Below are 26,871 nucleotides of genomic sequence, written 5' to 3' on the forward strand. Positions count from 1 at the left end.
GCCTGGCCTAGGCCTCGAGGACGGCGATTCCTGGCAGTTCCTTGCCTTCGAGGTACTCGAGGGAAGCGCCGCCACCGGTGGAGATGTGGCTGAATCCGTCTTCATTGAGACCGAGGGTGCGAACCGAGGCCGCGGAGTCGCCGCCGCCTACCACGGTGAAGGAGCCGTTGTTGGCAGTGGCGTCAATAATCGCCTGGGCGACGCCAGCGGTGCCCTTGGAGAAGGCTTCCATCTCAAACACGCCCATGGGCCCATTCCAGAATACGGTCTTGGAGGTGGCGATGACATCGCCGAAGGCCTTGACAGACTCCGGTCCGATGTCGAGGGATTGCCAACCTGCAGGGATGCCATCTAGGGCTACGACCTTGTGCTCAGCGTTGGCATCAAAGTCGGAAGCTGCGACGAGGTCCACTGGCAGGACAATCTTGTCTCCGAAGCGCTCCAGCAGGTCCTTACAAGCGCCGATTTGGTCCTCCTGCAGCAGGGACTTTTGAACGTTGTAGCCCTGTGCAGCCAGCAGGGTGTAGCACATGCCGCCGCCGATGATGACCTTGTCGGCCTTGTCTGCGAGAGCCTCGATGACACCAAGCTTGTCGGAGACTTTGGCGCCACCGAGCACCACCACGTAGGGGTGTGCAGGATCTTTGGCCACGGTGGAAAGGACGGTGATTTCTTTCTCCACGAGTTTGCCGGCGTAGGCGGGCAGGCGCTTGGCGACGTCGTACACAGAGGCCTGGGCACGGTGAACCACGCCGAATCCGTCAGAGACGAAGGCTCCGTTGTCCGCCGCCAAGGCCGCGAGCTCGTCAGCGAAGACACCTCGCTCGGCCTCGTCCTTGGAGGTCTCACGAGGATCGAAGCGAACGTTCTCGATGAGCATGACATCACCGTCATTGAGACCATTGGCGCGTTCGTGTGCGTCCTCGCCGACGACATCGCTGGCCAGTGCCACGTACTGACCGAGGGCCTCAGATAGGGCCTCCGCTACCGGTGCCAAAGAGTACTTGGGGTTGACCTGCCCCTTCGGGCGGCCCAGGTGAGCCGACAAGATGACCTTTGCGCCACCGTCTACGAGGGCCTTGATGGTGGGAAGTGAGGCCGTGATGCGCCCGGAGTCGGTGATGTTGCCTTCCTCATCGAGGGGGACGTTGAAATCCGAACGTACCAGGATGTGGCGGGATTCTACGCCTTCGTTGAGCAGGTCTTCGAGCTTCTTAAAAGCCATTGTTAATCCTCTTCTTTCTGAGAATGTCGTGCAGGGTTAGCTATTGAACACAATACCGGCCCCTTGCGGCGCCGTCAGGCACGACAAGGGGCCGGTATCCTCTTCATGAAAAGATGTGAGCTACAGGGCGTTCGCGACCTGGTTGGTCAGGCGAACGAGCTGGTTGGTGTAACCCCACTCGTTGTCGTACCAGCCAAGAACCTTGACCAAGTTGCCGTTGGAGACCTTGGTCATGCCCGAGTCAAAGATGCAACCGTGGGAATCGGTCACGATGTCGGTGGATACCAGCGGATCCTCGGTGTAAGCGAGGGTCTCGCCGAACTCACCGGTAGCGGCCTCCTTGATGGCTGCGTTGATCTCCTCGGCGGTTACGTCACGGGAAGCAAGGAAGGTGAGGTCGGTGGCGGAGCCGGTGATAACCGGAACGCGCATTGCATAACCATCAAGCTTGCCCTTGAGCTGCGGGAGAACCAAGGCCACGGCCTTAGCTGCACCGGTGGAGGTGGGCACCATGTTGACAGCGGCGGCGCGGCCACGACGGAGGTCGCGGTGAGGAGCATCCTGCAGACGCTGGTCGCCGGTGTAGGCGTGGACGGTGGTCATCAGGCCGTTTACGATGCCGAACTTCTCATCCAAGACCTTGGCCATGGGAGCCAAGCAGTTGGTGGTGCAGGAAGCTGCGGAGATGACGTTGTGGTTAGCGGGGTCATAGTCGTCCGAGTTCACACCGTAGACGAAGGTGCCGTCAACGTTCTTGCCCGGTGCCGAAATGATGACCTTCTTCACGCCGGAGGCGAGGTGAGCCTTTGCAGCTTCGCCGTCGGTGAAGAAGCCAGTGGACTCCACAACGATATCGACATTGTGATCGGACCACTTCAAGTTCTTAGGATCGCGCTCTTCCGACACGGCGATGCGGTGGCCGTTGACGGTGATGGACTCATCATCGAACTCGATGTCGCCGTCGAAGCGACCCAGCACGGAGTCATACTTGAGCAGGTTAGCAAGAGTGCCGTTGTCGGTCAGGTCATTGACTGCGACAACTTCCAAGTTGCTGTCTCCCTGCGCTACAGCGCGGAAGAAGTTACGGCCGATGCGGCCAAAGCCATTGATACCTACGCGGATTGTCACTGTAGTTTCTCCTCAAAGATTCGATTCAATATGTCTGTGATATCTGTGGGGTCTACCAGGGTGACTTCTGCACAGTGCGCGTTAACGACGGGCGCTAACGGTGAGCGTTTGTGAAGCCCTCGGTCTTTCCCAACAAGGCCGATAGTACCCACGGTTTTCGCAGCGCGCAGGGCCTGCGCAAGTGCGGGATCTTTTTCTGAAGAATGCCAAGAAAAGGCGTATACTTGTCCCCCTTCATTCGCTCAAGTGATAGAAAGTTGCTGTACAGCACGCCCTATGCCCGTTTATGTGGGTTTATATTTGTTTAGGTGTTATATCTCACTCGGTCAATTTTCCGAGACTTGGGGCTCAACCCCACTTATGCATGAAAAACGGACACCATATCCATGCAAACGCTTGCACGGTAATGGTGTCCGTTCGGGCATACTTGAAGGCTCGCTTCAAGAAAGGCTCGCTTCAAGATCCGCCAGAGTCTAGAACCTATGAGTCTTCAAAAAGCTCCTCAGACAGAGACTCACTAGTATCCGGGATTCGCAGCTCCTCCGCACGCTTATCCGCCATAGACAGCAAACGGCGGATACGCCCAGCTACGGCATCCTTGGTCATCGGTGGATCAGCCAAGCGACCGAGCTCTTCCAGCGAGGCCTCCTTGTGCTGAACGCGCAGGAGACCAGCGTCGGCGAGGTGCTCCGGGACATCGTCTCCCAAGATTTCCATTGCCCTCTTAACGCGGGCCGCGGCAGCCACCGCCGCTCGCGCCGAGCGCCGCAAATTGGCGTCATCGAAGTTATCAAGGCGCTTAGAAGTGTCCTGAGCCTCACGCTTGACGCGTTTCTTCTCCCACGCCAGACGCGTGACTTGCGCGCCCATACGGGTTAGCAGAGCGCCGATAGCATCGCCGTCTCGCAAGACGACACGATCCGTTCCGCGGGTTTCCTTCGTCTTAGCGGATAGCCCTAGGCGCCTCGCGCAACCCACGAGAGCCAATGCAGCCTCCTGGCACGGGCACGCAACCTCCAAAGAGGAGGAACGCCCCGGTTCGCTCACAGATCCTTGCGCCAAAAAAGCGCCCCGCCACGCAGCCTCCGTATCGGAGATCGAGCCCGCGATGACCTGTGGAGGCAGGCCCACCACTAGGTTTCCAGAGCGCGTGACCAATCCAAGGCGGCGGGCCAATTCCTTGGCACCGTTGCCGATTCTCAACTGGACGCGAGTCTTCTTATGCGAGCTGCGCGAAGGACCGACCACGTGACTGGTTGCCTTGATACCAAAAAGCTCATCTAGTTCTGCGATCAGGCGATCGGCGATGCGCTGGCTGTCGAGTTCGATCTCGAAAGACATCTGATCCCCGTGAACAAGCAATTCCCCACCGAAGCGCAAAATAGCGGCCACTTCCGCCGAGCGGGCAGACTGACGCGTTAGCGACACCGTGGAAAGCTCATCCTTGATCTGCTCAGTCAATGAAGCGGTCAACCTCTAGCCCCTTTCTCAGACTCAAGACCGCCCGGCACAGCGATGGTTTTGATCTCGCCGAGCCTCGGGCGGCATCCATTAAACACCTCATCATAGCGCGTGCCCTGGAAGCCTGCGCGCTCGATCTCTTCCAAGCAACCCTGTTGTGGGCACCCGTTAACTACTGCGATCTGGAGAGATATCCTTCTGATGAGCCTCTGCACTGTTGAACTCGCGATAGATGTCCAAAATCGCCGCTGCAAGCTTGTCTGGGTCATGCTTATTAATCGCAACCCCATCTTCGGTGACTACTCTGACATCGGCAAATACCACCTTGGCGCCTAAGACTTGAGCTGCTCTTTGCAGGTAGACCCTTTCGCTTTGGGAGGGCAGTGCATTTTCGTCGACAAGCACGCGGTCAATGCTTAAACTTTGAGCGTGCTGAGCCAAGACGTGGAGGTGCCGCTCCGCGGAGAAACCATGGGTCTCCCCTGGCTCGGCGCTGAGGTTGAGGATCACAAGCCTTAAGGCATCCGACTCACTGATCGCTTGCACAATGTCCGGCACCAGCACGTGGGGCAGAACCGAACTGAACCAAGAGCCCGGGCCGAGCGTAATAAGATCCGCCATGTGCAGCGCATCAAGAGCATCGGCATTGGCGGGCGCATCCTCCGGCAAGATCTTTACCCGGCGCACCTGCCCGGGTGTCGATGCCACAGCCACCTGGCCGCGAACCGGCCTCATTACACGCGGATCATCATCCAGGCCTGCAACCTCTGCCTCGATCTCCAACGGCTGATTGACCACGGGGAAAACCCGCCCGCGTGAATTAGTTAGCACTGCGACCACATCGAGAGCCGCCTGATAGTTGTCTAGTACCCCTGTGAGCCCAGCGATGAGCAGATTTCCTACCGCGTGGCCAGCCATGGCCCCTGTTCCGCCGAAACGATGCTGTAGGGTTCGCGCCCACAGATCACCGACGGGGTCTTCGCCGGCCAGCGCGGCCAAAGCCATGCGTAGATCCCCGGGCGGAATGATGTCTAGTTCTCGGCGCAGCCGGCCGGAAGAACCACCATCATCGGCGACGGTGACGATAGCTGATATCTGCTCAGCGCCACTTCTCTGCGCGGCGAGCAGGGTCTGATAAAGCCCGTGACCGCCGCCTAGGCTGACCATGTGGGAGGGTGAAGACATAGGCCTAGTGTTACTCCTTGGTTGGATCATGTCTCCTGCCTCTATCCGCGCGCAATATCGCGGTGCAGGGTGCTAACCTCGAGCTGTTCGTTGCAGCTGAGGCGCCGGGCAAGCTCCTCGACAACTGCAACGGAGCGGTGATGGCCGCCGGTACAACCAACGGCCACGGTAATAAAGTTCTTTCCCTCGTGCCGATAGCCAGCAAGCATGGAATCAAACATGGTGACGAAGCTGGAGATAAACTCCTCCGCTGCCGGCTGCGAGAGCACGTAGTCAGCCACCGGTTCATCGGTGCCGCGATAGCCACGCAGCTCCGGAACCCAATAAGGATTGGGTAGGAAGCGCACATCGACCACGAGGTCTGCATCGCGCGGGGAGCCATGCTTGAAGCCAAAGGACTCCACCGTTACGTGTTGGCGGTTGCCGCGCATCTCGCCGAAAGAGGCCTCAATTGCGCGGCGAAGATCGTGGATGGAGAGGTTAGTGGTGTCGATGATGACATCGGCACGATCACGCAGCTCAGCTAGTACCTCGCGCTCACGTTGAATACCGGCCTTGAGAGTATCTTGGCCCTGCAGAGGATGGGTGCGCCGCACTGAGTCAAAGCGTCGAATCAACACATCATCCCGGGCGTCGAGGAAGAGCACCGTTGGCTCCATGTCGAGCTTGGTCAACTGGGCAATGGTTTCCATCATTGAGCCGGGGAACATGCGGGAGCGCACATCGGTCACGGCCGCGACCTTGTTGACCTCAGTCTCCTTCAGCGCGCACAACTGCAATAGGTCCACGATGGCCCGCGGCGGGATGTTATGGGCCACGTAATAGCCCTTGTCCTCCAGGACTTTGGCCGCAGAGGACAAGCCTCCGCCAGACATACCAGTAACGAGGATTGGCGGTGTCTCAAATTGCGTCATGACAGTCAGTCTACTTCTTTCTGCCCCGCAGAGCGGAGCTCAAAAAGCCAACTTGAGGCAACTGCTAGAGGCAACTATAGGTGCTGCAAGGAATCAAATACCGTCTGCGCTAGCTTCGGCCCAAACCCCTTCACCTGCGCGATCTCCTCCACCGTGGCCTGCTTGAGCTGCTTGACTGAACCGAAGTGCTTGACCAAGTCGGTGCGGCGCTGCGGTCCTAGACCAGGAATGGAATCGAGGACAGAGCTGCGCATGCGTTGAGATCGCTGCTGGCGGTGGTAGGTAATGGCAAAGCGGTGCGCCTCGTCGCGGATCTGCTGAAGGAGAAATAGAGCCTGCGAGTTTCGGGGCAAGATCACCGGATCGTCCTCGCCGGGGACCCAGATCTCCTCGAGGCGCTTGGCTAGGCCCACGAGAGTGACGTCGACAATGCCCAACTCATCGAATACTGCCTGCGCGGCTGCCACCTGTGGCGCACCACCGTCAACGATGAAAAGCTGCGGAGGATAAGCAAAGCGACGTCCCGCCTCGGCGGATTCCTCTATCACCTTCTCCTCGGCAAAGCTCGACTGCTCGAGCTCCTCATCCGGGTTGGCCCGCTTGTCCTCGTGGTGGCGCCTGAATCGGCGGCGGGTGACCTCTGCTATCGAGCCGACATCGTCGGAGCGCCCGTCACCGGCGGCCTCCTTGATGCGATAGCGGCGATAGTCGGACTTGCGCGGCAGACCGTCCTCGAATACCACGAGGGAAGCCACCACATCGGTGCCCTGGATATGGGAAATGTCGGTGCACTCGATGCGCAAAGGCGCTTGCTCCATGCCCAACGCTTCCTGGATGTCTTGCAGTGCCGCAGAACGCGCAGTGAGATCTCCCACACGCTTGAGCTTGTGCTGCCGCAGCTGATCCTTGGCGTTGCGCTCGACGGTCTCTAGAAGTGCGCGCTTGTCCCCGCGCTGGGGAACGCGGATGTCGATCTTCGCGCCACGCAGCTCCTCGAGGACGGAAACAACTTCCGGGGCCTCCTCCGGCATGACTTGGACCAAGATCTCGCGCGGGATAACCCGCACCGCCTTGGCGTGGGCGTGGGACTCTTGGTCGACCCCGCGCCGGGTGACATCGGCAGCTAGGGCGGCATCCTCAATTATCTCCTCTTGCTCCCGCTCGACGGCGTCGGAATAAAACTGGATGAGGAAGTTCTGCAACAAGGCGGGCAGCGAGGGATCCGCGTCGCCCTCCTCTAGTGGCTGCGCGGTGGCTTCATCACCCACCCGCTCGACAACCCAGCCGCGCTGGCCGCGAATCCGCCCATCGCGGACGTGAAAAATCTGCACGGCGGCCTCGAGCTGATCGGAGCTAAAAGCAATGAGATCCGCATCCGTCCCATCGGAGAAAACCACTGCCTGCTGCTCCATGATCTTGTTGATTGCGCCCAGATCATCACGCAGCCGCGCAGCCCTTTCAAACTCCAGGTTCTCCGCCGCCTCCTCCATCTGCTTGTTGAGCTGGCGCACGACGGGGGCGGTGTTGCCGTTCATGAAAGAAATAAGTCTATTGACCGTCGCGCGATGCTCTTCTTTGCTCACTCGACCGATGCACGGCGCATCACACTTGCCGATATAGCCCAAGAGGCAAGGCCGCCCCAAGCGTTCATGGCGGTTATATACGCCCTTGGCGCAGGTGCGCATGGGAAACACGCGCGTGAGAAGATCGAGAGTTTCTCTGACCGCCCAGGCATGGGAATAAGGGCCGAAGTAGCGAACTCCCTTGCGCCGCGGACCGCGGTAGAAGAAGGCCCGCGGGACGGTTTCCCCCACGGAGACTGCCAACATTGGATACGTCTTGTCATCGCGATACATGACGTTGAAGCGGGGATCAAAGCGTTTGATCCACGTGTACTCCAGCTGTAGTGCCTCTACTTCGCTGGCGACGACGGTCCACTCCACCGAAGCGGCGGTGAGCACCATCTGCCGGGTCCGCGGATGCAGCTGGGTTAAGTCCTGGAAATAGTTGGAAAGGCGAGCCCGCAGGTTCTTCGCCTTACCTACATAGATGACTCGCCGATTTTCGTCCCTGAACTTATAGACGCCCGGATCTGTAGGTATCGCACCTGGTGCGGGGCGATAGGTCGTGGGATCTGCCATGCACGCCCCGCCTAATCTTGGGGCATGTATTTGGCTTCCAGGTCACGGAAGCGCCGCACGCTGTCAATGACGGTGGACTTGTCCCCTGACTGCAAGGCCCAGACCGGAACGTATTCGAAATTAGGCAGCTCCAGGCGTGCCATCCGGTCTCCCTCGGGAAAAGAAAGCCCGTAGAGAACCTGCCAGGGATAAAAACGCGTGCCCACAATGTTGCGGACCTCTACCCCATCCGAATTCGCCCGCAGGCGCGGACGGGTGAGAGCCAACCACGACAGGAAAGAGATCAAGACTCCCACTCCGGGGAACGCGAACTTATCCAAGGTATCGACGGAAGCGCCGGTAAAAGAAATATCTAGTGTTACGCCCATAAAGATATGCGCCGCCATAACGACGACAACCCAGCCGATTGCGACTTTGCGCAAGAATGGCGACTTGACCTCGAACTCCCAGGGTTTCTGCGAGGTCATGGCGAAAGGATCAGCGGTGGTATAAGCCAGCACCTCGGATTCACTCAAACGCGGATCCTGAGGCTTCGAACCCTCATTATCCTGCGCCGATGAATGAGATGCATGTGCTTCGGTCATAATTTTCCCTCTTGTATCCCGCGCTAGTGTTCTAATCCATTGATTCTACGCAACTGCAGCGCAGTGTCTAAAGCCGCGAGCATTGCCTCTGCACCTTTATCTTCGACAGAGCCCTCAAATCCCGCGCGATCCACCGCTTGTTGGTGATCATTGACGGTGAGAATGCCATTGCCCACTGGGGTGGATTCATCTAGGGCAATCCGCGTCAAACCCTGCGTTACGGAATCGCAGACGTAGTCAAAGTGCGGAGTTCCTCCTCGCACCACGCACCCCAACGCCACCACGGCATCGTAGCGACGCGCAGCCGCCTGCACGGCGACGGGCAGTTCGAGGGCGCCGACCACGCGGAACTGATCGACCTGTGCGCCGTTGGCACGAGCCGTCTCGACCGCACGTTCGTGCAGGTGATCACAGATTTCAGCGTTCCACGTGGAAGTGATGACGGCTACCTTGAGCCCGCGCGCATCGACCTCGGCGAGATCTGGAAGTCCTTCTTTGCTCACTGGAAACCACTCCTTAGGCTTTCAATATTCAGTCAGGCAATATTCAATCTTGGGTATGGGCTATTCCGCCCTGCCGGAGACAACCGGCCTTCAAGCCTAGCGCGAGTGCGCCGCATCCCATTCCGCGACCTGCGGGAGATCGTGGCCCATGCGGTCGCGCTTGGTGCGCAGATACTCAATGTTATCCTCGTTCGCTGCGACTGCCAGGGTGGTGTGATGGGTCGAATCCACGCCGAAGCCGACGAGTCCCTCCCCCTTATGAGGATTGTTGGTCAAGAGATTGACGGACTTGATGCCCAGGTCCCGCAGAATCTGACCGGCCACCGAATACTCGCGCGCGTCCTCCGGCAGGCCCTGCTCTAGATTAGCGTCCACCGTATCGAGGCCTTCATCCTGCAGACGGTAGGCCTCCAGCTTCTTGAGCAGCCCAATTCCGCGGCCTTCTTGACCGCGCAGGTAGATGATGACCCCAGAACCATTTTCCTGAATCTCGCGCATCGAAGCCTGCAGCTGCGAACCGCAATCACACCGCCGCGATCCGAAAACATCCCCGGTCAGGCATTCCGAATGCACGCGCACGAGGACGTCTTCGGCACCGCGCAGCTTGTCGACGTCCCCTGCCACCAAGGCCACATGCGCTGTACCGTCTATCTGATGGCGATAGCCTAGGACGCGGAAATAGCCATAATCCGTGGGCAGACGCGTGGATACCTCGCGCACAACCTGCGTCTCGTGGTGTCGGCGCCACTCTATGAGCTGATCGATGGAGATCATGGTCAGGCCGTGCTCGTCTGCGAATCGGCGCAGCTCCGGCGACCTAGCCATATCCGTGGGATCCTCGGCGGAAACAATTTCACACAGCACACCGGCTGGCCGCAGGCCGGCTAGGCGCGCAAGATCCACCGAAGCCTCGGTGTGTCCATCGCGCTCCAACACGCCGCCCGGGCGTGCCGCCAGCGGCACGACGTGGCCTGGGCGGGTGAAGTCACCGGGAGTGGTCGAGGGATCAGCCAGGCGGCGGATAGTCTCCGCGCGCGAGGTGGCCGAGATGCCGGTGCTGCCAGTGGCGGCATCCACCGTGACGGTATAGGCGGTATGGCGGACGTCTTGGTTATTGGCCATCATGGGCGGCAGGTTCAGCCGCGCGCAATCTTCCGGCATCAACGGAGCGCAGATATAACCAGAGGTATAGCGCACCATGAAGCCCACCAGCTCTGGAGTGGCTAGCTCGGCCGCGAAGATGAGATCTCCCTCGTTCTCGCGGTCCTCATTGTCCACCACCACCACGGGTTTACCAGCGGCGATGTCAGCGATAGCCTGGTCAACAGTATCTAGGCGCGTCTTGTTTTCAGCGGAGCTCATGGTGATCTAGTTTAGTCCCTGCTCCGATGTGGAAGTACTGCGGGTATCCAACATCTTCTCGACATACTTCGCCAGCACATCAACCTCTAGATTCACCACGTCACCGACCTCGATGGTTCCCAAAATGGTGTCGCGCAACGTCGTCGGAATGAGGGAAACCTCGAACCAGTCCGGACCGACCGCACTTACCGTAAGCGAGGTGCCACTCACCGCGATCGATCCCTTCTCCACCACGTAGCGCGCCAGCTGCTCCAGCAAGGAGAAGCGGAAAACCTCCCAGTGCTCGGAGGGGCGACGCCCGACAAGTCGGGCCGTGGAATCCACGTGCCCCTGCATGAGATGCCCGCCCAGCCGTGTCGTGGGAAGCAAGGCGCGCTCCAGATTCACCGGGCTTCCAGTCTTCAGCTGCCCGAGCGCCGAGCGGTCGAGGGACTCTTGCATCACGTCTGCCCAAAAAGCAGAATCAGCCAGGTCCGCCACGGTCAGGCACACGCCGTTGACTGCGATGGAATCTCCCAGCTGGGCATCTTCCACAATAAGCGGAGCAGTGATCTCAATTCGCAGTGCATCATCGAGCACCTGCAGGGAGGCAACCTTGCCCACTTCTTCCACGAGTCCAGTAAACACGTACATTCTTCCTTCGCTAGCTTGGCTTACTTGCTTGCTACTTTTTAGTTTAAGCTTGAGTTCACTCTAAGCCCCCGCCGCGGGCTAGCGCGCATATTCAATCAGGACGTCCTCGCCCAAGGCAATAGTCTCGACTCGGTGAAAACGCGGCGCTAAGGCCAGAGTCTGGACAAGAGCGCGATCCAGCACTCCGCGACCTGCACCCAAGAGCACTGGCGCGACATAGGCCGAGATGGCGTCGACGAGATCTGCCTCGAGAAAAGCACTGGCCAGCCCTGCGCCGCCCTCGACGAGTACGTCGCGGGCACCTTCTGCGTAGAGACCGACTAGAGCTTCCTCCACGCTGGGGTATTGCTCGTAGCCCAAGCGGCGCAGGTTGCGCGCGACATCCCCGGCAGCGGTCAGATCGCGGCGGCCTATGACAACGCGCCGTGGCTGATGCTCACTCAGCGAACCATCCGGGTAACGCGCGGTCAAGGAGGGATCATCCGCGAAGGCGGTGCCCGTGCCGATGATGATGGCGTCACGGCGCGCGCGGTCCGCATGCACCCACTGCCGCGCCTGAGTTCCCGTTATCCATTGGCTGGTGCCGTCAATGGCGGCGGTGAATCCGTCGAGAGTTTGGGCGAACTTCAGCGTGACGTGCGGGCGCTGTTCACGCACCGACAGCAGCCAGGGGATCAGTGCATCTGACACTCCGGCGGCATCCGGCGCGCTTACCTGGCGAACCTTTAACCCTGCGGCCGCCAAGGCCGCGGCACCACCGGTAGCCACGGGGTTAGGATCAGCATGCAGATAGTCAACAGCAGCGATGCCGGCAGCAATGAGAGCCTGGCTACAAGGGCCGGTGCGCCCAGTGTGGTTGCAGGGCTCCAGGGTGACCACGGCTGTGCCACCCCGCGCGCGCTCACCGGCGGCGCGTAGGGCCATTATCTCCGCGTGTGCGGAGCCGGGCGGCTGGGTAGCACCGACACCGACGATCTCGCCCTCGGCATTGAGGATGACGGCCCCGACCGGCGGGTTTGGGCTGGTCAGGCCGCGGACACTGTCCCCGGCACGCATTGCCTCTACGAGGGCGCTGCGCGCCACCGACTCAGCGATCGCTGGCTTAGCGCCCATCACGGGCCTGCGCCGCGAGGGCGCGCAACTCCTCCACGGCGGCCTCCTTGTCGGCCTGGCTATAGATGGCCGAGCCGGCAACGAAGGCGTCGCAACCGGCCGCTGCAGACTCCGCGATCGTTGCCGCAGAGATTCCCCCGTCGATCTCGACGAGGGTTTCCAGGCCTTGCTTGTCGATGGCCGCGCGGAGCGCTCTTACCTTCTCAAGCATCTCTGGCATGAACTCCTGGCCTCCGAAACCTGGCTCGACAGACATGACGAGGACGAGATCGAAGTGATGAAGCTTATCCAGCCAGGGCTCGATGGGGGTGCCAGGCTTGATGGAAAAACCGGCGCCGACTCCCAGACTGCGAATCTTCTCCGCCAGCTCCACTGCGGCTTCTTGGCCTTCAACCGCTTCGACGTGGAAGATGAGATGATCCGCGCCTGCCTTGGCATAGGTCTCAACCCACCGCGCGGGATCCTCGATCATCAGGTGTACGTCAAGGATACGATCAGTGAGCCCGTCGACCGTGGCCGTAATATCCGGGCCGAAGGAAAGATTGGGAACGAAGTGCCCATCCATGATGTCGACGTGAATCCAATCAGCATTGGACACGGCGCCGATTTCTTCACCTAGACGGGAGAAATCGGCGGCCAAGATAGACGGGGAAATAATGGGTGCAGACATAGTGTTCTATTCTAGCCTTCCCGGCTAGCGCCTGTCCCCTGCTTTAGCCCTCGTTGGCAGCGCTTGGCCCCCGCGGCGCAAGACGGCGAAAAACATTGCATCGGTGCCATGGCGGTGTGGCCACATCTGCACGGACTTCTCGTGGCCTACCTCCGGCATATCGGGAATAAGGGCATGGGCATCTAGCTCCTGGGCTCCTAGCTCGGATACCGCGCGCTCAACAATATCGCGGGTCTCGCGCTTATCGGGCGAACACGTGGAGTAGATCACCACTCCCCCTGGGCGCACCAGGTTCAGCGCTGAACTCAAGAGCTCGTACTGCAGTGTGTTGAGCCCGGCAAGATCTTCTTCCGACTTGCGCCAGCGTGCTTCGGGGCGGCGACGGAGGGAGCCGAGGCCGGAACAGGGGGCGTCGACAAGCACGCGATCGAAACCAGGCTCGAGGCCCGGGTTGCGTCCATCTGCCACGTGAACACTAACGGGGAGATCTGCAACGGTCTTCTCGATGAGCTCGGCGCGGTGCGCGGTGATTTCCACCGCATCGACGTGGGCCTGATCAGTGCGCGCCAACGCTCCGATGAGCGCCGCCTTGCCTCCGGGGCCGGCGCAGAGATCCAGCCAGCGCCCGCCGTCCTCGCCCTCCACCGGGGCCTCGACGAGAGCACGGGCAATGAGCTGCGATCCCTCGTCCTGTACCGCTGCAAGTCCCTGGCGCACAGGCTCCAAAGAGCCGGGATCGCCCGAATCCATGTACACCGCATAGGGAGAATACTTGCCCTGTTCGAATCCGGTGATAGCCGCCAACTCCTCCGCGGTGATCTCACCGGGACGAGCAACGAGGTGGACAATGGGGCGCTCGGAGTCGGCCGCGAGAGCCTCATCGAGCTCGCCCAAGCCAAGTACGCGGGCGAAAGACTCCGCGATCCAGGTGGGATGCGCATGGCGGAAGGCGGCAGCCGGGATCTCACCTGCGGGGGTCAGCTTCTCAATCCACTGCTCAGGGCGAGTACGCGTGATGGTGCGCATGATTCCGTTGGCAAAGCCCTTAGCCTTTTCCTGACCGGCCGCCTCAACGAGCCGGACGGTGGTATCAACTGCAGCGTGCGGCTCCACCCGGGTATAGAGAACCTGGTAGGTCCCCAGCCGCAGTGCGTCGAGGACTTCCGGGGCGATATCCCCCAGCCCCCGCGTGGCGCTTTTGGCAATCACCGCATCCAAGACACCCTGCGTGCGCAGCGTGCCATAGGTAAGTTCGGTGGCAAAAGCCGCATCCCGGCCCTCTAGACGCTGGGTGCGCAGCGCCTTGGGGAGAACAAGGTTGGCAAAGGCCGCGGCCACGTTAACGCGGTGCACCACCTCATAAGCCACGGCGCGAGGCATATCTACCCCGCTGCGCCGTGCCTGTTGGAAGAAATCCCCAGTGCTATCGCGCTCGCGACCGCCCGCGCCATCTCGTCCTCTGTTATGGCGTGGAGCGCGTGCCTCGCGGGGCTTGCCCGCCCTGTCCGCCCTGCCCGCCTTAGCGCCGCGTTCGGGCTGGGGCCGATCGCCGGACTTGGACCGAGATCTAAATCCTCCGCTCATGAAAAGCTCACCTCTCCTACTTCGCCGAGGCCACGGGCCCAATCGGCGGCGTTCATCTTCTTCTTGCCGGGTGGCTGGATTAGACCCAGCTTAACTGGGACGGTAGCCGTTCCCACATACACGGCGTGTTTGTCTATGTGCAGCTGACCCGCGGGGAGCTGCGTTGTAGTCTCTTCTGTGATGTCTCCGATGGCCGCATCCGGCGTCATGCTCACGGGGCCGAGCTTGAAGCGCTCTGTGCCCAACAAGGTCCATGCGCCTGGGGCCGGTGTGTGCGCGCGGATCTGGCGATCGATGGCAAAGGCCGGGCTATCCCAGTTAATCCGCGCGTCCTCTGCGGTTATCTTGTGCGCATAGGTGGGTTCACCGCGCTGTTCTTGGGGTACTAGAGCCCCCGCCTCTAAGCCATCGAGCGTAGCTGCCAAGAGATCCGCGCCTGCATAAGCCAAGCGGGTGAGGAGATCGTCTGAGGTATCGCCCGCTTCAATCGCGGCAGAGAGGGTGCCAAGCACTGGGCCAGTGTCGAGTCCCTCATCAATGCGGAAGGTGGTGGCACCGGTGATGTCATCGCCAGCGGCAATTGCAGCCTGAACGGGGGCGGCACCCCGCCAGGCAGGCAGGAGGGAAAAGTGGAGGTTTATCCAACCATGCTCCGGCAGATCAAGAAGATCTTGCGGTATCAAGTTGCCATAGGCCACGACCGGTATCGCCGCAGGATTAAGCTCGCGCAGGCGCTCGCGTACCTCTTTCCCATCGGCAGAATCAGCCTTCAGCGTGGCGGGAGTCAAGACCTCTATGCCGTGAGACTGCGCAAGTTCTTTGACGGGGCTGGGGTGCAGGCTGCGCCCGCGGCCCCTGCGCGCATCGGGACGCGTGATAACGGCCACCACCTCGTGCTCGGAAGCCAGTAGCTTCTCCAGTGCCACAACGGCAGGTTCCGGAGTCCCGGCAAAAACTATGCGCATAGAGTAGTTATCTCCTTAGAAGTTAAGTGCTGTGTAATAAGTGCTATGAGTTGAGTGCTGTCTGTAACAGCAGAATTCTTAGACAGTCTAATCGGCGGCGAGCCCCTGCTAAGCGTTGAACCAGCTGGAGTTTCTGATCTCGCGCATCGCTTCCTTACGCAGACTCGGCTCGAGGCGTTGTAGAAACAACACCCCATCCAGGTGGTCACTCTCGTGCTGGATGCACCGCGCCAGCAACCCGCGGGCCACGAGGGAGATCGCGTTTCCACGCACGTCCCGTCCCGCTACCACCACAGACTCGTAGCGCTGAGTCTCCAAGGAGATACCGGGAATGGAAAGACAGCCCTCCGTGCCCGACTGCTTGGCTTCACTCAGTGGGCGCCACACTGGGTTGATGATGGCCCCGCGCAGACCGCTGTGCACGTGGGTGCAATCGAAGACGAAAACCCGCTTCGTGACCCCGATCTGATTAGCCGCGAGCCCCACTCCACCGGCGGCGTCCATGGTTTCTAACATGTCCGCGGCCAAGGTCTGCACCCCGGAGTCAAAATGATCGATCTCTGTTGCCCGCGTGCTGAGCACGGGGTCACCATACATGCGAATGTCTCGAACGCTCACCGATTATCTCCCTAATATTAGACCTAGTGCGAAATGTTGGACCTAGTGCGAAAGACGCGGGCGCTGGCGCCTTTAACGTATCCGAGGATAGTTCACCTACTTCTAGCCCACGTGAATGGGATCGACCTGGATGCGCAGGGGCACGTCCTCCTTGCGGGCACTGCGCGCGGCATTGGCGCACCGCAGCGCTGTGCCCAACTCGGCGCGCGGGCCCAAGGGCACGCGAATGAGCACACGTTGCGCTGGGCCCCAACGCTGCCTGTCATATTCACCAGGCAACTGCTGGCCGGCAGGCAAGGGCACGGGACCGAGAACCTCAGCGTGGACGGGAAGCTCGACCAGGTCTAAGAAAGCATCGAGAGCCTTGTCTGCTCCGTCGACAGCGGCCATGTGCACGGCCGGCGGGAAACGGACTTCGCGGCGTTCCTCCAACTCCCTGCGGGCGGCGCCCGCCATGTCCCAGGCGAGCAAATCCTTAACCACCGGAAGCTCCTCATCGGCCACGACGATAACGCGCCCGGCTTGCGACGCCGGCTCCACCAAGGTGGCTGCCTGCGCCCAGGTGGCCAGAGTGTCCTCCGTGGCCCGGAGATCCTGGCGGCCCAATAAAGAGGCGCCGTCGAGAAGCAGGGCCGCGCCATAGCGGCCGCCACCCCTAAGGAGTGGCTCGGCCCCCGGGGTGGCGATGACGAGACAGGGCTGGGTGTCGATCTCATCGATGATCTTGTTTCCGCCCGAGACCACGATGCGTGTGCGCGCGAAGGCCCGACCAAGTTCTTCGGCGGTGCGCTGTGCACCCAAGACAATCGCACGCAGGCGCGGAGAACCACACTCGCTACAGCGGTGCTTGGAATCGACCCGGCCACACCACGCACAGGTGGGAAGCGAGGCCTGCCCCTGGCCACCTGGATGTTGAGGGTCTAAACCCAAACCCAACGGCCCATTACAGTGACGGCAACGCGCGGGTGCCCGGCACTGCCCACAGGCCAGAATAGGTGCATAGCCCTTGCGCGGAACCTGAACCAATACCGGCTTGCCGCGCTCGAGTGCTGAGGCGGCGGCCTGATAGGCCGGGCCCGCAACAGAGGTGGTGCCGCCTTGCATATCCCGAGCCACCGAAAAGCCATAAGTCCCCACCGCCGCAATGGCCGGACGCCGGGCGCGAATGGTGGACTCGCTGGCCACCAGATCGTGGGCCCACCCGGATTCCACGAGCAACTGGGTCTCAGCCGTGCGGGAATGCCCGGCGAGGATAAGGCTGCAGCCCTCCTGCGCGCACCGGGTGCTCAGGACCTCCCGGGCGTGGACATAGGGCTTGAGGCTATCAACGAGGTTGTCATCCCCGTCGTGAACTATCACGGCCAGGCGCAGGTTATGAACCGGTGTAAAGGCGGCCGAGCGGGTGCCCACCACGATGCGGGACTGCCCCACCAACGCGGAGAGGTAGCGGCGGTAACGCGCCTGCGGGCCAATGGAATTGCCCAAGACGGTTACTTGCTTGGCAGAGACATACTCGCGCAACGCTGCCTCCAGCTGTGCGACGCACTTCTGATTAGGAACGACGAGCAGCACGCCCTTGCCGGATATGGCGATCTTCACGCTCAGCGCGGCGAGGGCGCCTGCCCAGTCATCACCGGGTGCTATCTGCCACGCCGCACGGGCCACGTTGCCGCCCAAAACGGAATCGACGAAGGATTCGCCGTGCTCATAGGCTGACCAACCCGAAAGATCGGGCTCGCCGGCGTTGCCGAGCTCCTCCCACGTGGAGTCCAGATCGGATTCTTCCGCCTTGGCGTGGCGCGGTGGAATGGCGGAGCGGATGATGTCGGAGCGCACCCCGCCATATCGATCCGCCAGGGAATCCACCAAGCGGGCAAGGCGAGGAGGGTAGACTGCATAGGGCGAGAGGACTCTTTCCAGGTAACGCAGCTCACCAGGAAACTCACTCTCGGAGCGCCGCTCGAGCACAATCGCGTCACTCAGGCGCCCGTTGAAGCGGATGCGCACCCGAACGCCAGGCTGAGCCTCCGCGGACTGTTCCTCGCTGACGCGGTAATCAAACCCACGGTCAAGGTGTGCCACCCCCAGCAATGGCAACACCCGCGCGACCGGTTTGTGGGCGGCGGGAGTTCTGTGCGGCATAGGCTCAGATTCTACAGTCCGACCGCCGCGCGCAGTAGATCGGCACGGTTGGTTGCCTCCCAGGGCAGCGCAACGTCGGTGCGCCCAAAGTGTCCATATGCTGCCGTCTGCCGGTAAATGGGGCGCAGAAGATCGAGTTCACGGATGATAGCTGCAGGCCGCAGATCAAATACCTCGTTGACCGCAGCCTGGATCTGCTCGTCGGTGAGGCCGCCTTGGGCGGTGCCGAAGGTCTCCACGTAGAGGCCCACCGGCTTGGCGCGGCCGATGGCGTAGGCCACCTGCACCTCCGCCCGCTCGGCAAGGCCTGCCGCCACGAGGTTCTTGGCCACCCAGCGCATGGCGTAGGCGGCGGAGCGGTCCACCTTGGAAGGGTCCTTGCCGGAGAAGGCGCCGCCGCCGTGACGGGCCATGCCACCGTAGGTGTCCACGATGATCTTGCGCCCGGTCAGGCCCGCATCCCCCATTGGTCCGCCCAGGATGAAAGAGCCGGAGGGATTAATAAGCAGTGAGGTATCGCCACGGTAGTACCGCTCCAGGCCCGCATCCTTGACTACCCACTCGATGACGTGCTCGCGCAACTGCTGGGCCAGCCATTCCTGGGTCACCCCGGGATCGTGCTGGGTAGAAATGACGATGGTATCCAGGTGTGAAGGCTCGCCCTCAGGGGTGTAGGCGAAGGTCACCTGCGTCTTGCCATCCGGCCGCAGGTGCCCCACGATGTCTTCCTTGCGCACCTGGGCCAGGCGGCGCGACAGGCGGTGGGCCACCGCGATGGGCAGAGGCATGAGCTCCGGGGTCTCGTTGGTGGCATAGCCAAACATGAGGCCCTGGTCCCCCGCGCCATAAAGATCGTTTTCTTCGTCGAAGTCACTGCTGCGATCACGGGCCTCGGTTGAGGTATCAACGCCGGCGCCGATTTCCTGGGACTGCTCACCAATGGCGACATTGACGCCGCAGGTGTGCCCGTCAAAGCCTACGTCTGATGAAGTAAAACCGATGTCGGTTAGAGTCTTACGCACGATCTGGGGAATCTCCACGTAACCCACGGTGCGCACCTCCCCCACAACATGCACCTGGCCGGTGGTAACCAGAGTCTCCACGGCAACGCGCGCGTGCGGGTCCTTATCGAGGAGGGCATCCAAGATGGCATCAGAGATGGCGTCACAGATCTTGTCTGGGTGCCCCTCAGTTACAGATTCACTGGTAAACAGGCGCGTGGCCTGCGCAGCGTTAACAGTCACGGTTAATCCTTTAATAGATTCTCGCCCTGTGGCGATGTGGTGGGATCGGGAGCGGCTCGGCGCGCAAAAGGCGCGGGCAAAGCGCGAACAGTAACCCAGCATAGACTAAGCGGTCTATGCAAGCAACTAGCCCAGTCTAGTGCCCCATGAGCTGGGCTACCGCGTCAAGGATCTGTGCTGCCACCACCTGCTTGGAGCCCTTCTCAACAACCGTCGGCTCCACATCTTTGCGCAGCAACCAGCCCTCATTGGTGGCCTGGCCAAAGACCTTCCCCTGGCCCACGGCATTGGCCATGAGCAGATCGCAGCCCTTGCGCTGGAACTTCGCCTTCGCAAAATCCAGCGCCGAATGCTCTGCGTCCCCGGTCTCGGCGGCAAATCCTACGATGATCGCCGCAGGATTGATCTCCGCACGTTCGCGCTTGGCGACGAGGCCTGCCAACACGTCCGGATTAAGCACGAGGTCCAGCCTCTCCAACTGCGCATCCGCCTTGCCCTTCTTCAGTTTGGATCCGGCCACCGAACGCGGGCGATAATCTGAGACGGCTGCAGACATGATGATGACATCGGCATCAGCGGACTCCTCTCCCATGACCTCCTCGAGCTGCTGGGCGGAGACGATCGAGCGAATCTTGGCACCTGCCGGGGTAGGAAGCTGCTCAACATTGCCGGCCACGACGGTAACGTCTGCCCCCCGTTGCGCCGCCAGCTCAGCGAGCGCGAAGCCTTGGCGCCCAGAGGAACGGTTCCCCAGGTAGCGCACTGGGTCAAGGTTCTCTTGTGTTCCGCCGGCAGAAATCACTACCTTCTTGCCCGCCCAATCATGGGCGATGGGATAGCCGGCCACCACCGTGCGCACCAGCTGTGCAATCTGCCCCGGCTCCAGCAGGCGCCCCGGCCCGCTATCGCTGCCGGTGAGACGCCCCTGGGCGGGTTCTAAGACCATGATCCCCCGGCGGCGCAGCGTAGCCACGTTGTCCTGTGTGGCCGGGTTAAGCCACATTTCGGTGTGCATCGCTGGGGCGATGACCACCGGGCAGGTCGCCACCAAAATAGTAGCGGTGAGAAGATCATCGGCGCGTCCCCCCGCTACGCGGGCAATAAGATCAGCCGTGGCGGGGGCGACAACAATGGCGTCTGCACGCTGGCCGATGTCCACGTGCTGGACCCTGTCTACCGCGTCAAACACCGACGTCGACACCGACTGCCCCGACAGCGCCTCAAAAGTTGCGGCACCCACAAAGTTGAGCGCCGTGGGAGTCGGAACCACCCGGACGCTGTCTCCACCCTCGGTGAAGTCCCGGATGAGATGGCAAGCCTTATAAGCGGCGATGCCTCCCGCGACTCCCACAACGATGTTCAAGGGAGAAGCAGAGGACGAAGTACTGGCGCTGGAATTATTCACGCGCTCGATTCTACCTACCGCGTTGAAAGCCTCTCAGTGGCGGGCTCAGTCGGCATCACGGTTCATTCACCGCACCAGTGCTTCAAACGTCCATTAAGGACGAGGCCGGCGTGTTCACTGTAAATAGTGGCTAACTTCTTGAAGTTTTTGGCCACTGCTTGCAGTGAACACACTAAAGACACCTTCGACCAGCGGCAGTGAGATAGGAAACGAGAGCCCCGCCGCAGAATGTCTGCAGCGGGGCTCTCGCGATAAGAAGGCGGGGAATACCCCGTCAACCTTATTTGCCCTCTTCGTGGACGAGCAGGTCCGCGTCAATTTCGCGCAGGGCGATAGACAGCGGCTTCTCGCCGGGCTCTGGAGTGACGAGGGGTCCGACGAACTCGAATACGCCCTCATCTTGCTCTTGGTAGTAGCTGTTGATCTGGCGCGCGCGCTTGGCGGCGAAGATAACCAAGGCGTACTTAGACGAGACCTTGGAGAGCAGCTCATCGATAGGCGGGGAGGTAATTCCCGTTGGCGGATCGAATACCGGCTCCGGCTTCGCGGCCTCAGTGTTAGCTGGGGTGGTCACGTTAGTCACATGCACCTTTACTTTTGTTGAATCTGGTCAAAATAGTGCTACCCACGCAGAATAGCACTGATTGCCGCCACGGCATCATCGAGATTTTCGTTGACGACTACATGGTCAAACTCTTTTTGAGCGGCAAGTTCTTCATGGGCTGTCTCCAGCCTACGATCAATGACATCTTGAGGTTCCGTGCCCCGGCCCGTTAGGCGGTCAACGAGTACCTCCCACGAGGGCGGTGCCAAGAACACGGTCTCTGCCTCCGACAGCCGCTCCTTGACGTTGCGAGCGCCTTCAAGATCGACCTCGACCAAGACCGGGCGACCGGCGGCTAAGGCATCCCCCACCGGCTGAGCCGGGGTTCCGGAGCGCTGCAACCCTCCGTGGATATCTGCCCATTCAAGCATTTCCCCGGCATCGATATGCTTTTGAAAATCCTCCGGGCTAACGAAGAAATAATCGACACCGTCCCGCTCGCCCGGGCGAGGCTTGCGGGTAGTCATGGAGACGCTGAAATAAAGATCCTTGACGTCATTGCGCAGACGCGAAACTACGGTGGACTTGCCCACTGCGGAAGGTCCGGCCAATACGACTAGGCGTCCGCGTGCAGTTGCGTCAGGCATAGCGATATTTACTCGCCGAAGCCGAAGCGCTCGAGCAGGGCGCGACGCTGACGGTCTCCCAGACCGCGCAGGCGACGGGTTTGGGCAATCTCCAGGTCTTCCATGATTTCCTTTGCCTTGACCTTGCCAACCTTAGGCAGTGCCTCGAGGAGAGCGGAGACCTTGGTCTTGCCAATGATCTCGTCGGACTCGGCCTTGGCCAAGACGTCCTTCAGGTTGGTCTCACCGCGCTTGAGCGCGGCCTTGAGCTCAGCGCGAGCCTTACGAGCCTCGGCAGCCTTTGCAAGAGCTTCTTTGCGCTGCTCATCAGTCAACTTTGGAAGGGCCACGGGTTTCCTCCGATTCATAGTTTGAATAATTTACGTCTAGCACCACGTACTAGTTTAAGTACTGGGCGCCAGATTCCGGCTGCTAAACGAGGCTTTTTCTGCCTGCGCTCACCGCGAATTACGCGGATGTAGCGAACCGACTTCTGGCAATCCTAGCACTGGTCACACGGAGATGAAGTACTGCAGGGCCTAAAGGCGACCCATATGAGCACGTCATCGCATTGCCATGTACAAACTACCAGGTTAGAGAACCGGAGGTTAATCACGCCACAAAGAGCGCTTAGGCACCGAAGTCAGCGGCCGTGCGATGCACCGCTTCTTGCAGGCCAGAGACCTTGGGCCCCTGGCTCAAGATGGCCCGAGACACGTTGGCAAAGCCTAACTCCGGAGCTACGCCGACAATGCTCGCTACGTCGCCTGCACTGGCGCCTTGGGCACCCACTCCCGGCAGCAGAACCGGGCCTGAGAGCCCAGCAAGCTCCGGAGGAGAGTCCAAGGTCGCTCCGATGACCACACCGATGTTGCCGGGTACGCCAGGTGCGTTGTTGTCCGCGTTAACCTGCCCGCAGGCATCAACCACCGACTGAGCGATGCTGCGCCCGTCTGCGCGCCGCGTGGACTGCAGCTCCACTGCCTCTGGATTGGAGGTGGCAGCGAGAACGAACACACCGCGCCCGGCGGCCTGGGCAGCCGCAAAAGCAGGCTCCAAAGCACCCACGCCCAAGTAGGGCGAGAGCGTCACCGCATCCGCACGCAACGGGGAGTCCTCCCCCAGCCACGCCTGGGCATAGCCAGCCATGGTCGAACCGATATCCCCGCGCTTGGCATCCGCCAGTGTCAGGCAGCCGGCCTCACGCAGCGTGGCAAGCACCTCCTCCAAGACCGCGAAGCCTTGCGAGCCGAAACGCTCAAAGAAAGCGACCTGTGGCTTCACCAGAGCGGCGGTATCAGCAAAAGCCTCCACACAGATGCGCGAGAAAGTGCGCAATCCGTCGACGTTATAGTCAAGGCCCCACTGATGGATGAGATGTGGATGCGGATCGATGCCTACGCACAGGCGCCCTCTCTGACGTCCGGCACGAACTAGGCGCTCGCCGAAGGTCTCCCCCGGCGCTTGTACCTCGGCGCTAGTGTGCAGGGCCATGCTGGAGCTCCTGTAGCGCGCAGACTTGCATCTCCCCGGTACGCAGAGCCTCGATGCCCTGTACCGCAGCGGTAACGCCCTGGACGGTGGTCACGAGCGGAACGCCGACCGAAACCGCGGCTGCGCGGATCTCATAGCCATCGTGGCGCGCACCTGCCGAGCCGGCAGGCGTATTCAAGATGAGGTCAATCTTGCCACCGAGAATCTGGTCAACGATGTCTTCTTGGCCGGCCTTGGCATCCGAGACCTTCGTGGCCACCTCACACTGCACGCCGTTACGCCGCAGCATCTGCGCCGTTCCAGCGGTGGCGATGATCTTGTATCCCATGCTGTAGAGGCGCTGAATCGGGAAGATGAGCGTGCGCTTGTCCCGGTTGGCCACCGAGACGAACACGGTTCCCTCGGTAGGCAGCGTGCCAAAGGCAGCAATCTCGCTCTTGGCGTAGGCAGCACCGAAGTTATCGGCTAAGCCCATGACCTCACCGGTGGACTTCATCTCTGGGGACAAGAGCGTGTCAAGCAACTTGCCGTCCGGGGTGCGGAAGCGGTTGAAGGGCAAGACCGCTTCCTTGACTGCAATGGGGTGCTCCATAGGCAGGGAACCACCGTCATAGTCGGTAGGAATCATGCCCTCTTCCTTGAGCTCGGCGATGCTCGAGCCCAGCATGACGCGGGCCGCGGCCTTGGCCAGCGGGACACCCGTCGCCTTCGAGACGAAGGGCACGGTACGCGAGGCGCGCGGATTGGCCTCAATAACATAGAGCACATCGTCCTTGAGCGCGTACTGGACGTTCATCAGGCCCTTGACGCCGATGCCCTCTGCCAGCTTGCGAGTGGACTCACGTACTTTGTCGATGTCCTGGGGTCCCAGGGTCATCGGCGGCAGCGCACAGGAGGAGTCGCCCGAGTGAACTCCGGCCTCCTCGATGTGCTCCATAACGCCGCCGAGGTAGACCTCGGTGCCATCACAGAGCGCATCAACGTCGATCTCGATGGCGGAATCCAAGAAGCGGTCTACGAGGACCGGGTGGTCCGGGGAGAGCTCGGTAGCGCGTTCGATGTAGTCATGCAGCGCGGACTCGTCATAAACAATCTCCATGCCGCGGCCACCCAACACATAGGAAGGACGCACGAGGACCGGGTAGCCAATCTCGTTGGCCACGGCACGTGCCTCCGCGAAGGAGGTAGCGGTGCCAAACTCCGGCGCGGGCAGCCCGGCCTTGTCCAGGACCTTGCCGAACTCGCCGCGATCCTCTGCCAGGTTAATGGCCTCGGGCGACGTGCCCACCACGGGAACCCCAGCCTCCTGCAGGCGCTCAGCCAGGCCGAGCGGGGTCTGGCCGCCGAGCTGGACGATGACGCCCGCCACGGTGCCGGACTCCTTCTCCGCATGGTAGACCTCCATGACGTCCTCGAAGGTCAGTGGCTCGAAGTAGAGACGGTCCGCGGTGTCATAGTCCGTCGACACGGTCTCTGGGTTGCAGTTGACCATGACGGTCTCATAACCCTTGCGGGAAAGCTCCAAGGCTGCGTGTACGCAGGAGTAATCGAACTCGATACCCTGGCCGATGCGGTTGGGCCCAGAGCCCAAGATGATGACCTTCTCGCGCTCGTGCTGTGGCGCTACCTCGGACTCAGCATCCGGGTCAAGCTCATAAGCGCTGTAGTGATAAGGAGTCTGTGCCTCGAACTCGCCGGCACAGGTGTCCACCGTCTTATAAACGGGGCGGATTCCCAGCGACCAACGCAGGGAACGCACGCCCTCTTCCCCGGCGAACTCGGGGCGCAGTGCGGCAATCTGGCCGTCGGAAAGCCCGAAGACCTTGGCCTGGCGCAACAACGCCGCATCCAGCACGGGTGCCTCGACGAGCACCTGACGCATCTCCACTAATGCCTCTAGCTCGGCCAGGAACCACGGATCCACTCCGGAGGCCTCATGAATCTCATCGACGGTGGCACCCAGGCGCATCGCTAGCTCGATGTCATACATGCGGCCCTCGGTAGGACGCTTGAGGTCCTCGAGCACAGCAGCGACATTGGTGGCACGCTCGCCCGCGAAGTATTCATCCGGCTGAGTCCAGAAGCCAGAAGGCTTGTTCTCCAGGGAACGCATGACCTTGTTGAGGCCCGCGATGTAGTTGCGGCCAATGCCCATGGCCTCACCGACAGACTTCATGGTGGTGGTCAGAGTGTCATCGGCGCCGGGGAACTTCTCGAAAGCAAAGCGCGGGGCCTTGACGATGACGTAGTCCAAGGTGGGCTCGAAAGCCGCTGGGGTCACGCCGGTGATGTCATTGGTGACCTCATCCAAGGAATAGCCAATGGCCAGCTTGGCCGCCAGCTTGGCAATGGGGAAGCCGGTGGCTTTCGACGCCAACGCGGAAGAACGGGAGACGCGCGGGTTCATCTCGATGACGATGATGCGCCCGTTGCTGGGGTTGACCGCAAACTGAATGTTACATCCGCCGGTATCGACGCCCACCGCGCGGATGATGTCGATGCCCAGGTCACGCATGTTCTGATACTCGCGGTCCGTCAGCGTTAGCGCGGGAGCGACAGTGACGGAATCTCCCGTGTGCACACCCAGAGCGTCAACGTTTTCGATGGAGGCGATGACAACGACGTTATCGTCATGGTCACGCATGAGCTCTAGCTCAAACTCTTTCCACCCGAGGATGGACTCCTCGATGAGGACGTTGGCCTCGGGAGAGGCGGCTAATCCGCCACCGGCAATGCGGTCGAGGTCCTTGTGGTTATAGGCCAGGCCGGATCCCAGGCCGCCCATGGTGAAGGAGGGGCGGACCACGACGGGCAGGCCGAGCTCGGCTACCGTTTCATGCACCTCGTCCATGTTGTGGCACACGCGGGAGCGGGCCGACTCGCCACCGATGGAGGCAACGATGTCTTTGAACTTCTGGCGATCCTCGCCGCGCTCGATAGCAGCGATATCCGCGCCGATGAGCTCGATGTCATACTTTTCAAGAATGCCTTGGCGGTCGAGCTGAATGGCCGCATTCAGTGCGGTCTGGCCGCCGAGTGTGGCCAGGACGGCATCGATGGGGTGGCCCTCTGCGATTTCCTTGGCCAGGATCTTTTCGATGAACTCCGGCTCGATGGGCTCCACGTAGGTGTGATCCGCGAACTCGGGGTCAGTCATGATGGTGGCCGGGTTGGAATTGACCAGGGTCACCCGCAGTCCTTCTTGCTTGAGGACTCGGCAGGCCTGGGTTCCGGAATAGTCGAACTCGCAGGCTTGGCCGATGACGATCGGGCCGGAGCCGATGACCAGGACGTGGTTGATGTCGGTGCGCTTTGGCATGAGTGTTTTCT

At 61.1% G+C, this 26,871-nt stretch carries 23 protein-coding genes; all 23 read right to left on the bottom strand.

Going from position 1 to position 26,871, the window contains the following annotated elements:
- Positions 1-7: 7 nt before the first annotated feature.
- Positions 8-1,225 (bottom strand): phosphoglycerate kinase, encoded by a 1,218-nt coding sequence (locus F4V60_RS06490; protein ID WP_075729857.1) that lies wholly within the window; start codon positions 1,223-1,225, stop codon positions 8-10.
- 120 nt (positions 1,226-1,345) lie between these two features.
- Positions 1,346-2,353, bottom strand: coding sequence for a type I glyceraldehyde-3-phosphate dehydrogenase (gene gap, locus F4V60_RS06495; protein WP_075729858.1), 1,008 nt, complete (start codon positions 2,351-2,353; stop codon positions 1,346-1,348).
- 480 nt (positions 2,354-2,833) lie between these two features.
- Complete coding sequence (gene whiA / locus F4V60_RS06500; RefSeq protein ID WP_232315895.1) at positions 2,834-3,814, bottom strand: DNA-binding protein WhiA; 981 nt, start codon at positions 3,812-3,814, stop codon at positions 2,834-2,836.
- A gap of 168 nt (positions 3,815-3,982) precedes the next feature.
- Positions 3,983-4,999, bottom strand: a complete 1,017-nt coding sequence (locus F4V60_RS06505; protein WP_075729860.1) for a gluconeogenesis factor YvcK family protein — start codon at positions 4,997-4,999, stop codon at positions 3,983-3,985.
- A 41-nt stretch (positions 5,000-5,040) separates the two neighbouring features.
- Entirely contained in the window at positions 5,041-5,922 is an 882-nt protein-coding gene (gene rapZ / locus F4V60_RS06510; RefSeq protein ID WP_174775506.1) for an RNase adapter RapZ, read from the bottom strand.
- 65 nt (positions 5,923-5,987) lie between these two features.
- Positions 5,988-8,054, bottom strand: coding sequence for an excinuclease ABC subunit UvrC (gene uvrC / locus F4V60_RS06515; protein WP_075729862.1), 2,067 nt, complete (start codon positions 8,052-8,054; stop codon positions 5,988-5,990).
- Positions 8,055-8,065: 11 nt separating this feature from the next.
- Positions 8,066-8,638 carry a PH domain-containing protein gene (locus F4V60_RS06520; RefSeq protein WP_075729863.1) on the bottom strand — a complete coding sequence of 191 codons (573 nt, stop codon included), beginning with the start codon at positions 8,636-8,638 and terminating at the stop codon, positions 8,066-8,068.
- Between the two features lie 23 nt (positions 8,639-8,661).
- Positions 8,662-9,141 carry a 6,7-dimethyl-8-ribityllumazine synthase gene (ribH, locus tag F4V60_RS06525; RefSeq protein WP_075729864.1) on the bottom strand — a complete coding sequence of 160 codons (480 nt, stop codon included), beginning with the start codon at positions 9,139-9,141 and terminating at the stop codon, positions 8,662-8,664.
- A 96-nt stretch (positions 9,142-9,237) separates the two neighbouring features.
- Complete coding sequence (locus F4V60_RS06530) at positions 9,238-10,503, bottom strand: bifunctional 3,4-dihydroxy-2-butanone-4-phosphate synthase/GTP cyclohydrolase II (RefSeq protein WP_075729865.1); 1,266 nt, start codon at positions 10,501-10,503, stop codon at positions 9,238-9,240.
- A 6-nt stretch (positions 10,504-10,509) separates the two neighbouring features.
- Positions 10,510-11,130, bottom strand: coding sequence for a riboflavin synthase (locus tag F4V60_RS06535; RefSeq protein WP_075731132.1), 621 nt, complete (start codon positions 11,128-11,130; stop codon positions 10,510-10,512).
- An 84-nt stretch (positions 11,131-11,214) separates the two neighbouring features.
- The gene (ribD, locus tag F4V60_RS06540) at positions 11,215-12,249 is read right to left on the bottom strand and encodes a bifunctional diaminohydroxyphosphoribosylaminopyrimidine deaminase/5-amino-6-(5-phosphoribosylamino)uracil reductase RibD (protein ID WP_075729866.1); all 1,035 of its coding nucleotides are present in this window, start codon (positions 12,247-12,249) and stop codon (positions 11,215-11,217) included.
- The gene (gene rpe / locus F4V60_RS06545) at positions 12,239-12,919 is read right to left on the bottom strand and encodes a ribulose-phosphate 3-epimerase (RefSeq protein WP_075729867.1); all 681 of its coding nucleotides are present in this window, start codon (positions 12,917-12,919) and stop codon (positions 12,239-12,241) included. The genes ribD and rpe overlap by 11 nt, the downstream gene beginning before the upstream one ends.
- A 24-nt stretch (positions 12,920-12,943) precedes the next feature.
- Positions 12,944-14,503 carry an RsmB/NOP family class I SAM-dependent RNA methyltransferase gene (locus tag F4V60_RS06550; protein ID WP_075729868.1) on the bottom strand — a complete coding sequence of 520 codons (1,560 nt, stop codon included), beginning with the start codon at positions 14,501-14,503 and terminating at the stop codon, positions 12,944-12,946.
- Positions 14,500-15,468: a methionyl-tRNA formyltransferase gene (fmt, locus tag F4V60_RS06555; RefSeq protein WP_075729869.1), complete on the bottom strand. Its 969-nt coding sequence runs from the start codon at positions 15,466-15,468 to the stop codon at positions 14,500-14,502. The genes F4V60_RS06550 and fmt overlap by 4 nt, the downstream gene beginning before the upstream one ends.
- 108 nt (positions 15,469-15,576) lie before the next feature.
- Positions 15,577-16,086 carry a peptide deformylase gene (gene def, locus F4V60_RS06560; protein ID WP_075729870.1) on the bottom strand — a complete coding sequence of 170 codons (510 nt, stop codon included), beginning with the start codon at positions 16,084-16,086 and terminating at the stop codon, positions 15,577-15,579.
- A gap of 102 nt (positions 16,087-16,188) precedes the next feature.
- Positions 16,189-18,228: a primosomal protein N' gene (locus F4V60_RS06565; protein WP_075729871.1), complete on the bottom strand. Its 2,040-nt coding sequence runs from the start codon at positions 18,226-18,228 to the stop codon at positions 16,189-16,191.
- Between the two features lie 11 nt (positions 18,229-18,239).
- On the bottom strand, positions 18,240-19,472 hold the full coding sequence (gene metK / locus F4V60_RS06570; RefSeq protein ID WP_075729872.1) for a methionine adenosyltransferase: 1,233 nt from the start codon (positions 19,470-19,472) through the stop codon (positions 18,240-18,242).
- 136 nt (positions 19,473-19,608) lie between these two features.
- Positions 19,609-20,877: a bifunctional phosphopantothenoylcysteine decarboxylase/phosphopantothenate--cysteine ligase CoaBC gene (gene coaBC, locus F4V60_RS06575; RefSeq protein WP_084559152.1), complete on the bottom strand. Its 1,269-nt coding sequence runs from the start codon at positions 20,875-20,877 to the stop codon at positions 19,609-19,611.
- Positions 20,878-21,157: 280 nt separating this feature from the next.
- Entirely contained in the window at positions 21,158-21,460 is a 303-nt protein-coding gene (gene rpoZ / locus F4V60_RS06580; RefSeq protein ID WP_075729873.1) for a DNA-directed RNA polymerase subunit omega, read from the bottom strand.
- A 38-nt stretch (positions 21,461-21,498) separates the two neighbouring features.
- The gene (gmk, locus tag F4V60_RS06585; RefSeq protein ID WP_075729874.1) at positions 21,499-22,068 is read right to left on the bottom strand and encodes a guanylate kinase; all 570 of its coding nucleotides are present in this window, start codon (positions 22,066-22,068) and stop codon (positions 21,499-21,501) included.
- Positions 22,069-22,076: 8 nt separating this feature from the next.
- Positions 22,077-22,397 carry an integration host factor, actinobacterial type gene (mihF, locus tag F4V60_RS06590; protein WP_075729875.1) on the bottom strand — a complete coding sequence of 107 codons (321 nt, stop codon included), beginning with the start codon at positions 22,395-22,397 and terminating at the stop codon, positions 22,077-22,079.
- Positions 22,398-22,677: 280 nt separating this feature from the next.
- On the bottom strand, positions 22,678-23,541 hold the full coding sequence (pyrF, locus tag F4V60_RS06595) for an orotidine-5'-phosphate decarboxylase (protein ID WP_075729876.1): 864 nt from the start codon (positions 23,539-23,541) through the stop codon (positions 22,678-22,680).
- Positions 23,525-26,860: a carbamoyl-phosphate synthase large subunit gene (gene carB / locus F4V60_RS06600; protein WP_075729877.1), complete on the bottom strand. Its 3,336-nt coding sequence runs from the start codon at positions 26,858-26,860 to the stop codon at positions 23,525-23,527. Before carB ends, pyrF begins: the two co-directional genes overlap by 17 nt.
- Positions 26,861-26,871: the final 11 nt, after the last annotated feature.

The sequence above is a fragment of the Corynebacterium flavescens genome (genome assembly GCF_008693105.1).
Taxonomy (GTDB): Bacteria; Actinomycetota; Actinomycetes; order Mycobacteriales; family Mycobacteriaceae; genus Corynebacterium; species Corynebacterium flavescens.

Bases quoted from the DNA above. Each gene is read 5' to 3' on its own strand.
- F4V60_RS06490 (WP_075729857.1), bottom strand. From the start codon at position 1,225: ATGGCTTTTAAGAAGCTCGAAGACCTGCTCAACGAAGGCGTAGAATCC.
- F4V60_RS06505 (WP_075729860.1), bottom strand. From the start codon at position 4,999: ATGTCTTCACCCTCCCACATGGTCAGCCTAGGCGGCGGTCACGGGCTT.
- uvrC (WP_075729862.1), bottom strand. From the start codon at position 8,054: ATGGCAGATCCCACGACCTATCGCCCCGCACCAGGTGCGATACCTACA.
- F4V60_RS06520 (WP_075729863.1), bottom strand. From the start codon at position 8,638: ATGACCGAAGCACATGCATCTCATTCATCGGCGCAGGATAATGAGGGT.
- F4V60_RS06530 (WP_075729865.1), bottom strand. From the start codon at position 10,503: ATGAGCTCCGCTGAAAACAAGACGCGCCTAGATACTGTTGACCAGGCT.
- ribD (WP_075729866.1), bottom strand. From the start codon at position 12,249: ATGGGCGCTAAGCCAGCGATCGCTGAGTCGGTGGCGCGCAGCGCCCTC.
- rpe (WP_075729867.1), bottom strand. From the start codon at position 12,919: ATGTCTGCACCCATTATTTCCCCGTCTATCTTGGCCGCCGATTTCTCC.
- F4V60_RS06550 (WP_075729868.1), bottom strand. From the start codon at position 14,503: ATGAGCGGAGGATTTAGATCTCGGTCCAAGTCCGGCGATCGGCCCCAG.
- fmt (WP_075729869.1), bottom strand. From the start codon at position 15,468: ATGCGCATAGTTTTTGCCGGGACTCCGGAACCTGCCGTTGTGGCACTG.
- F4V60_RS06565 (WP_075729871.1), bottom strand. From the start codon at position 18,228: ATGCCGCACAGAACTCCCGCCGCCCACAAACCGGTCGCGCGGGTGTTG.
- gmk (WP_075729874.1), bottom strand. From the start codon at position 22,068: ATGCCTGACGCAACTGCACGCGGACGCCTAGTCGTATTGGCCGGACCT.
- pyrF (WP_075729876.1), bottom strand. From the start codon at position 23,541: ATGGCCCTGCACACTAGCGCCGAGGTACAAGCGCCGGGGGAGACCTTC.
- carB (WP_075729877.1), bottom strand. From the start codon at position 26,860: ATGCCAAAGCGCACCGACATCAACCACGTCCTGGTCATCGGCTCCGGC.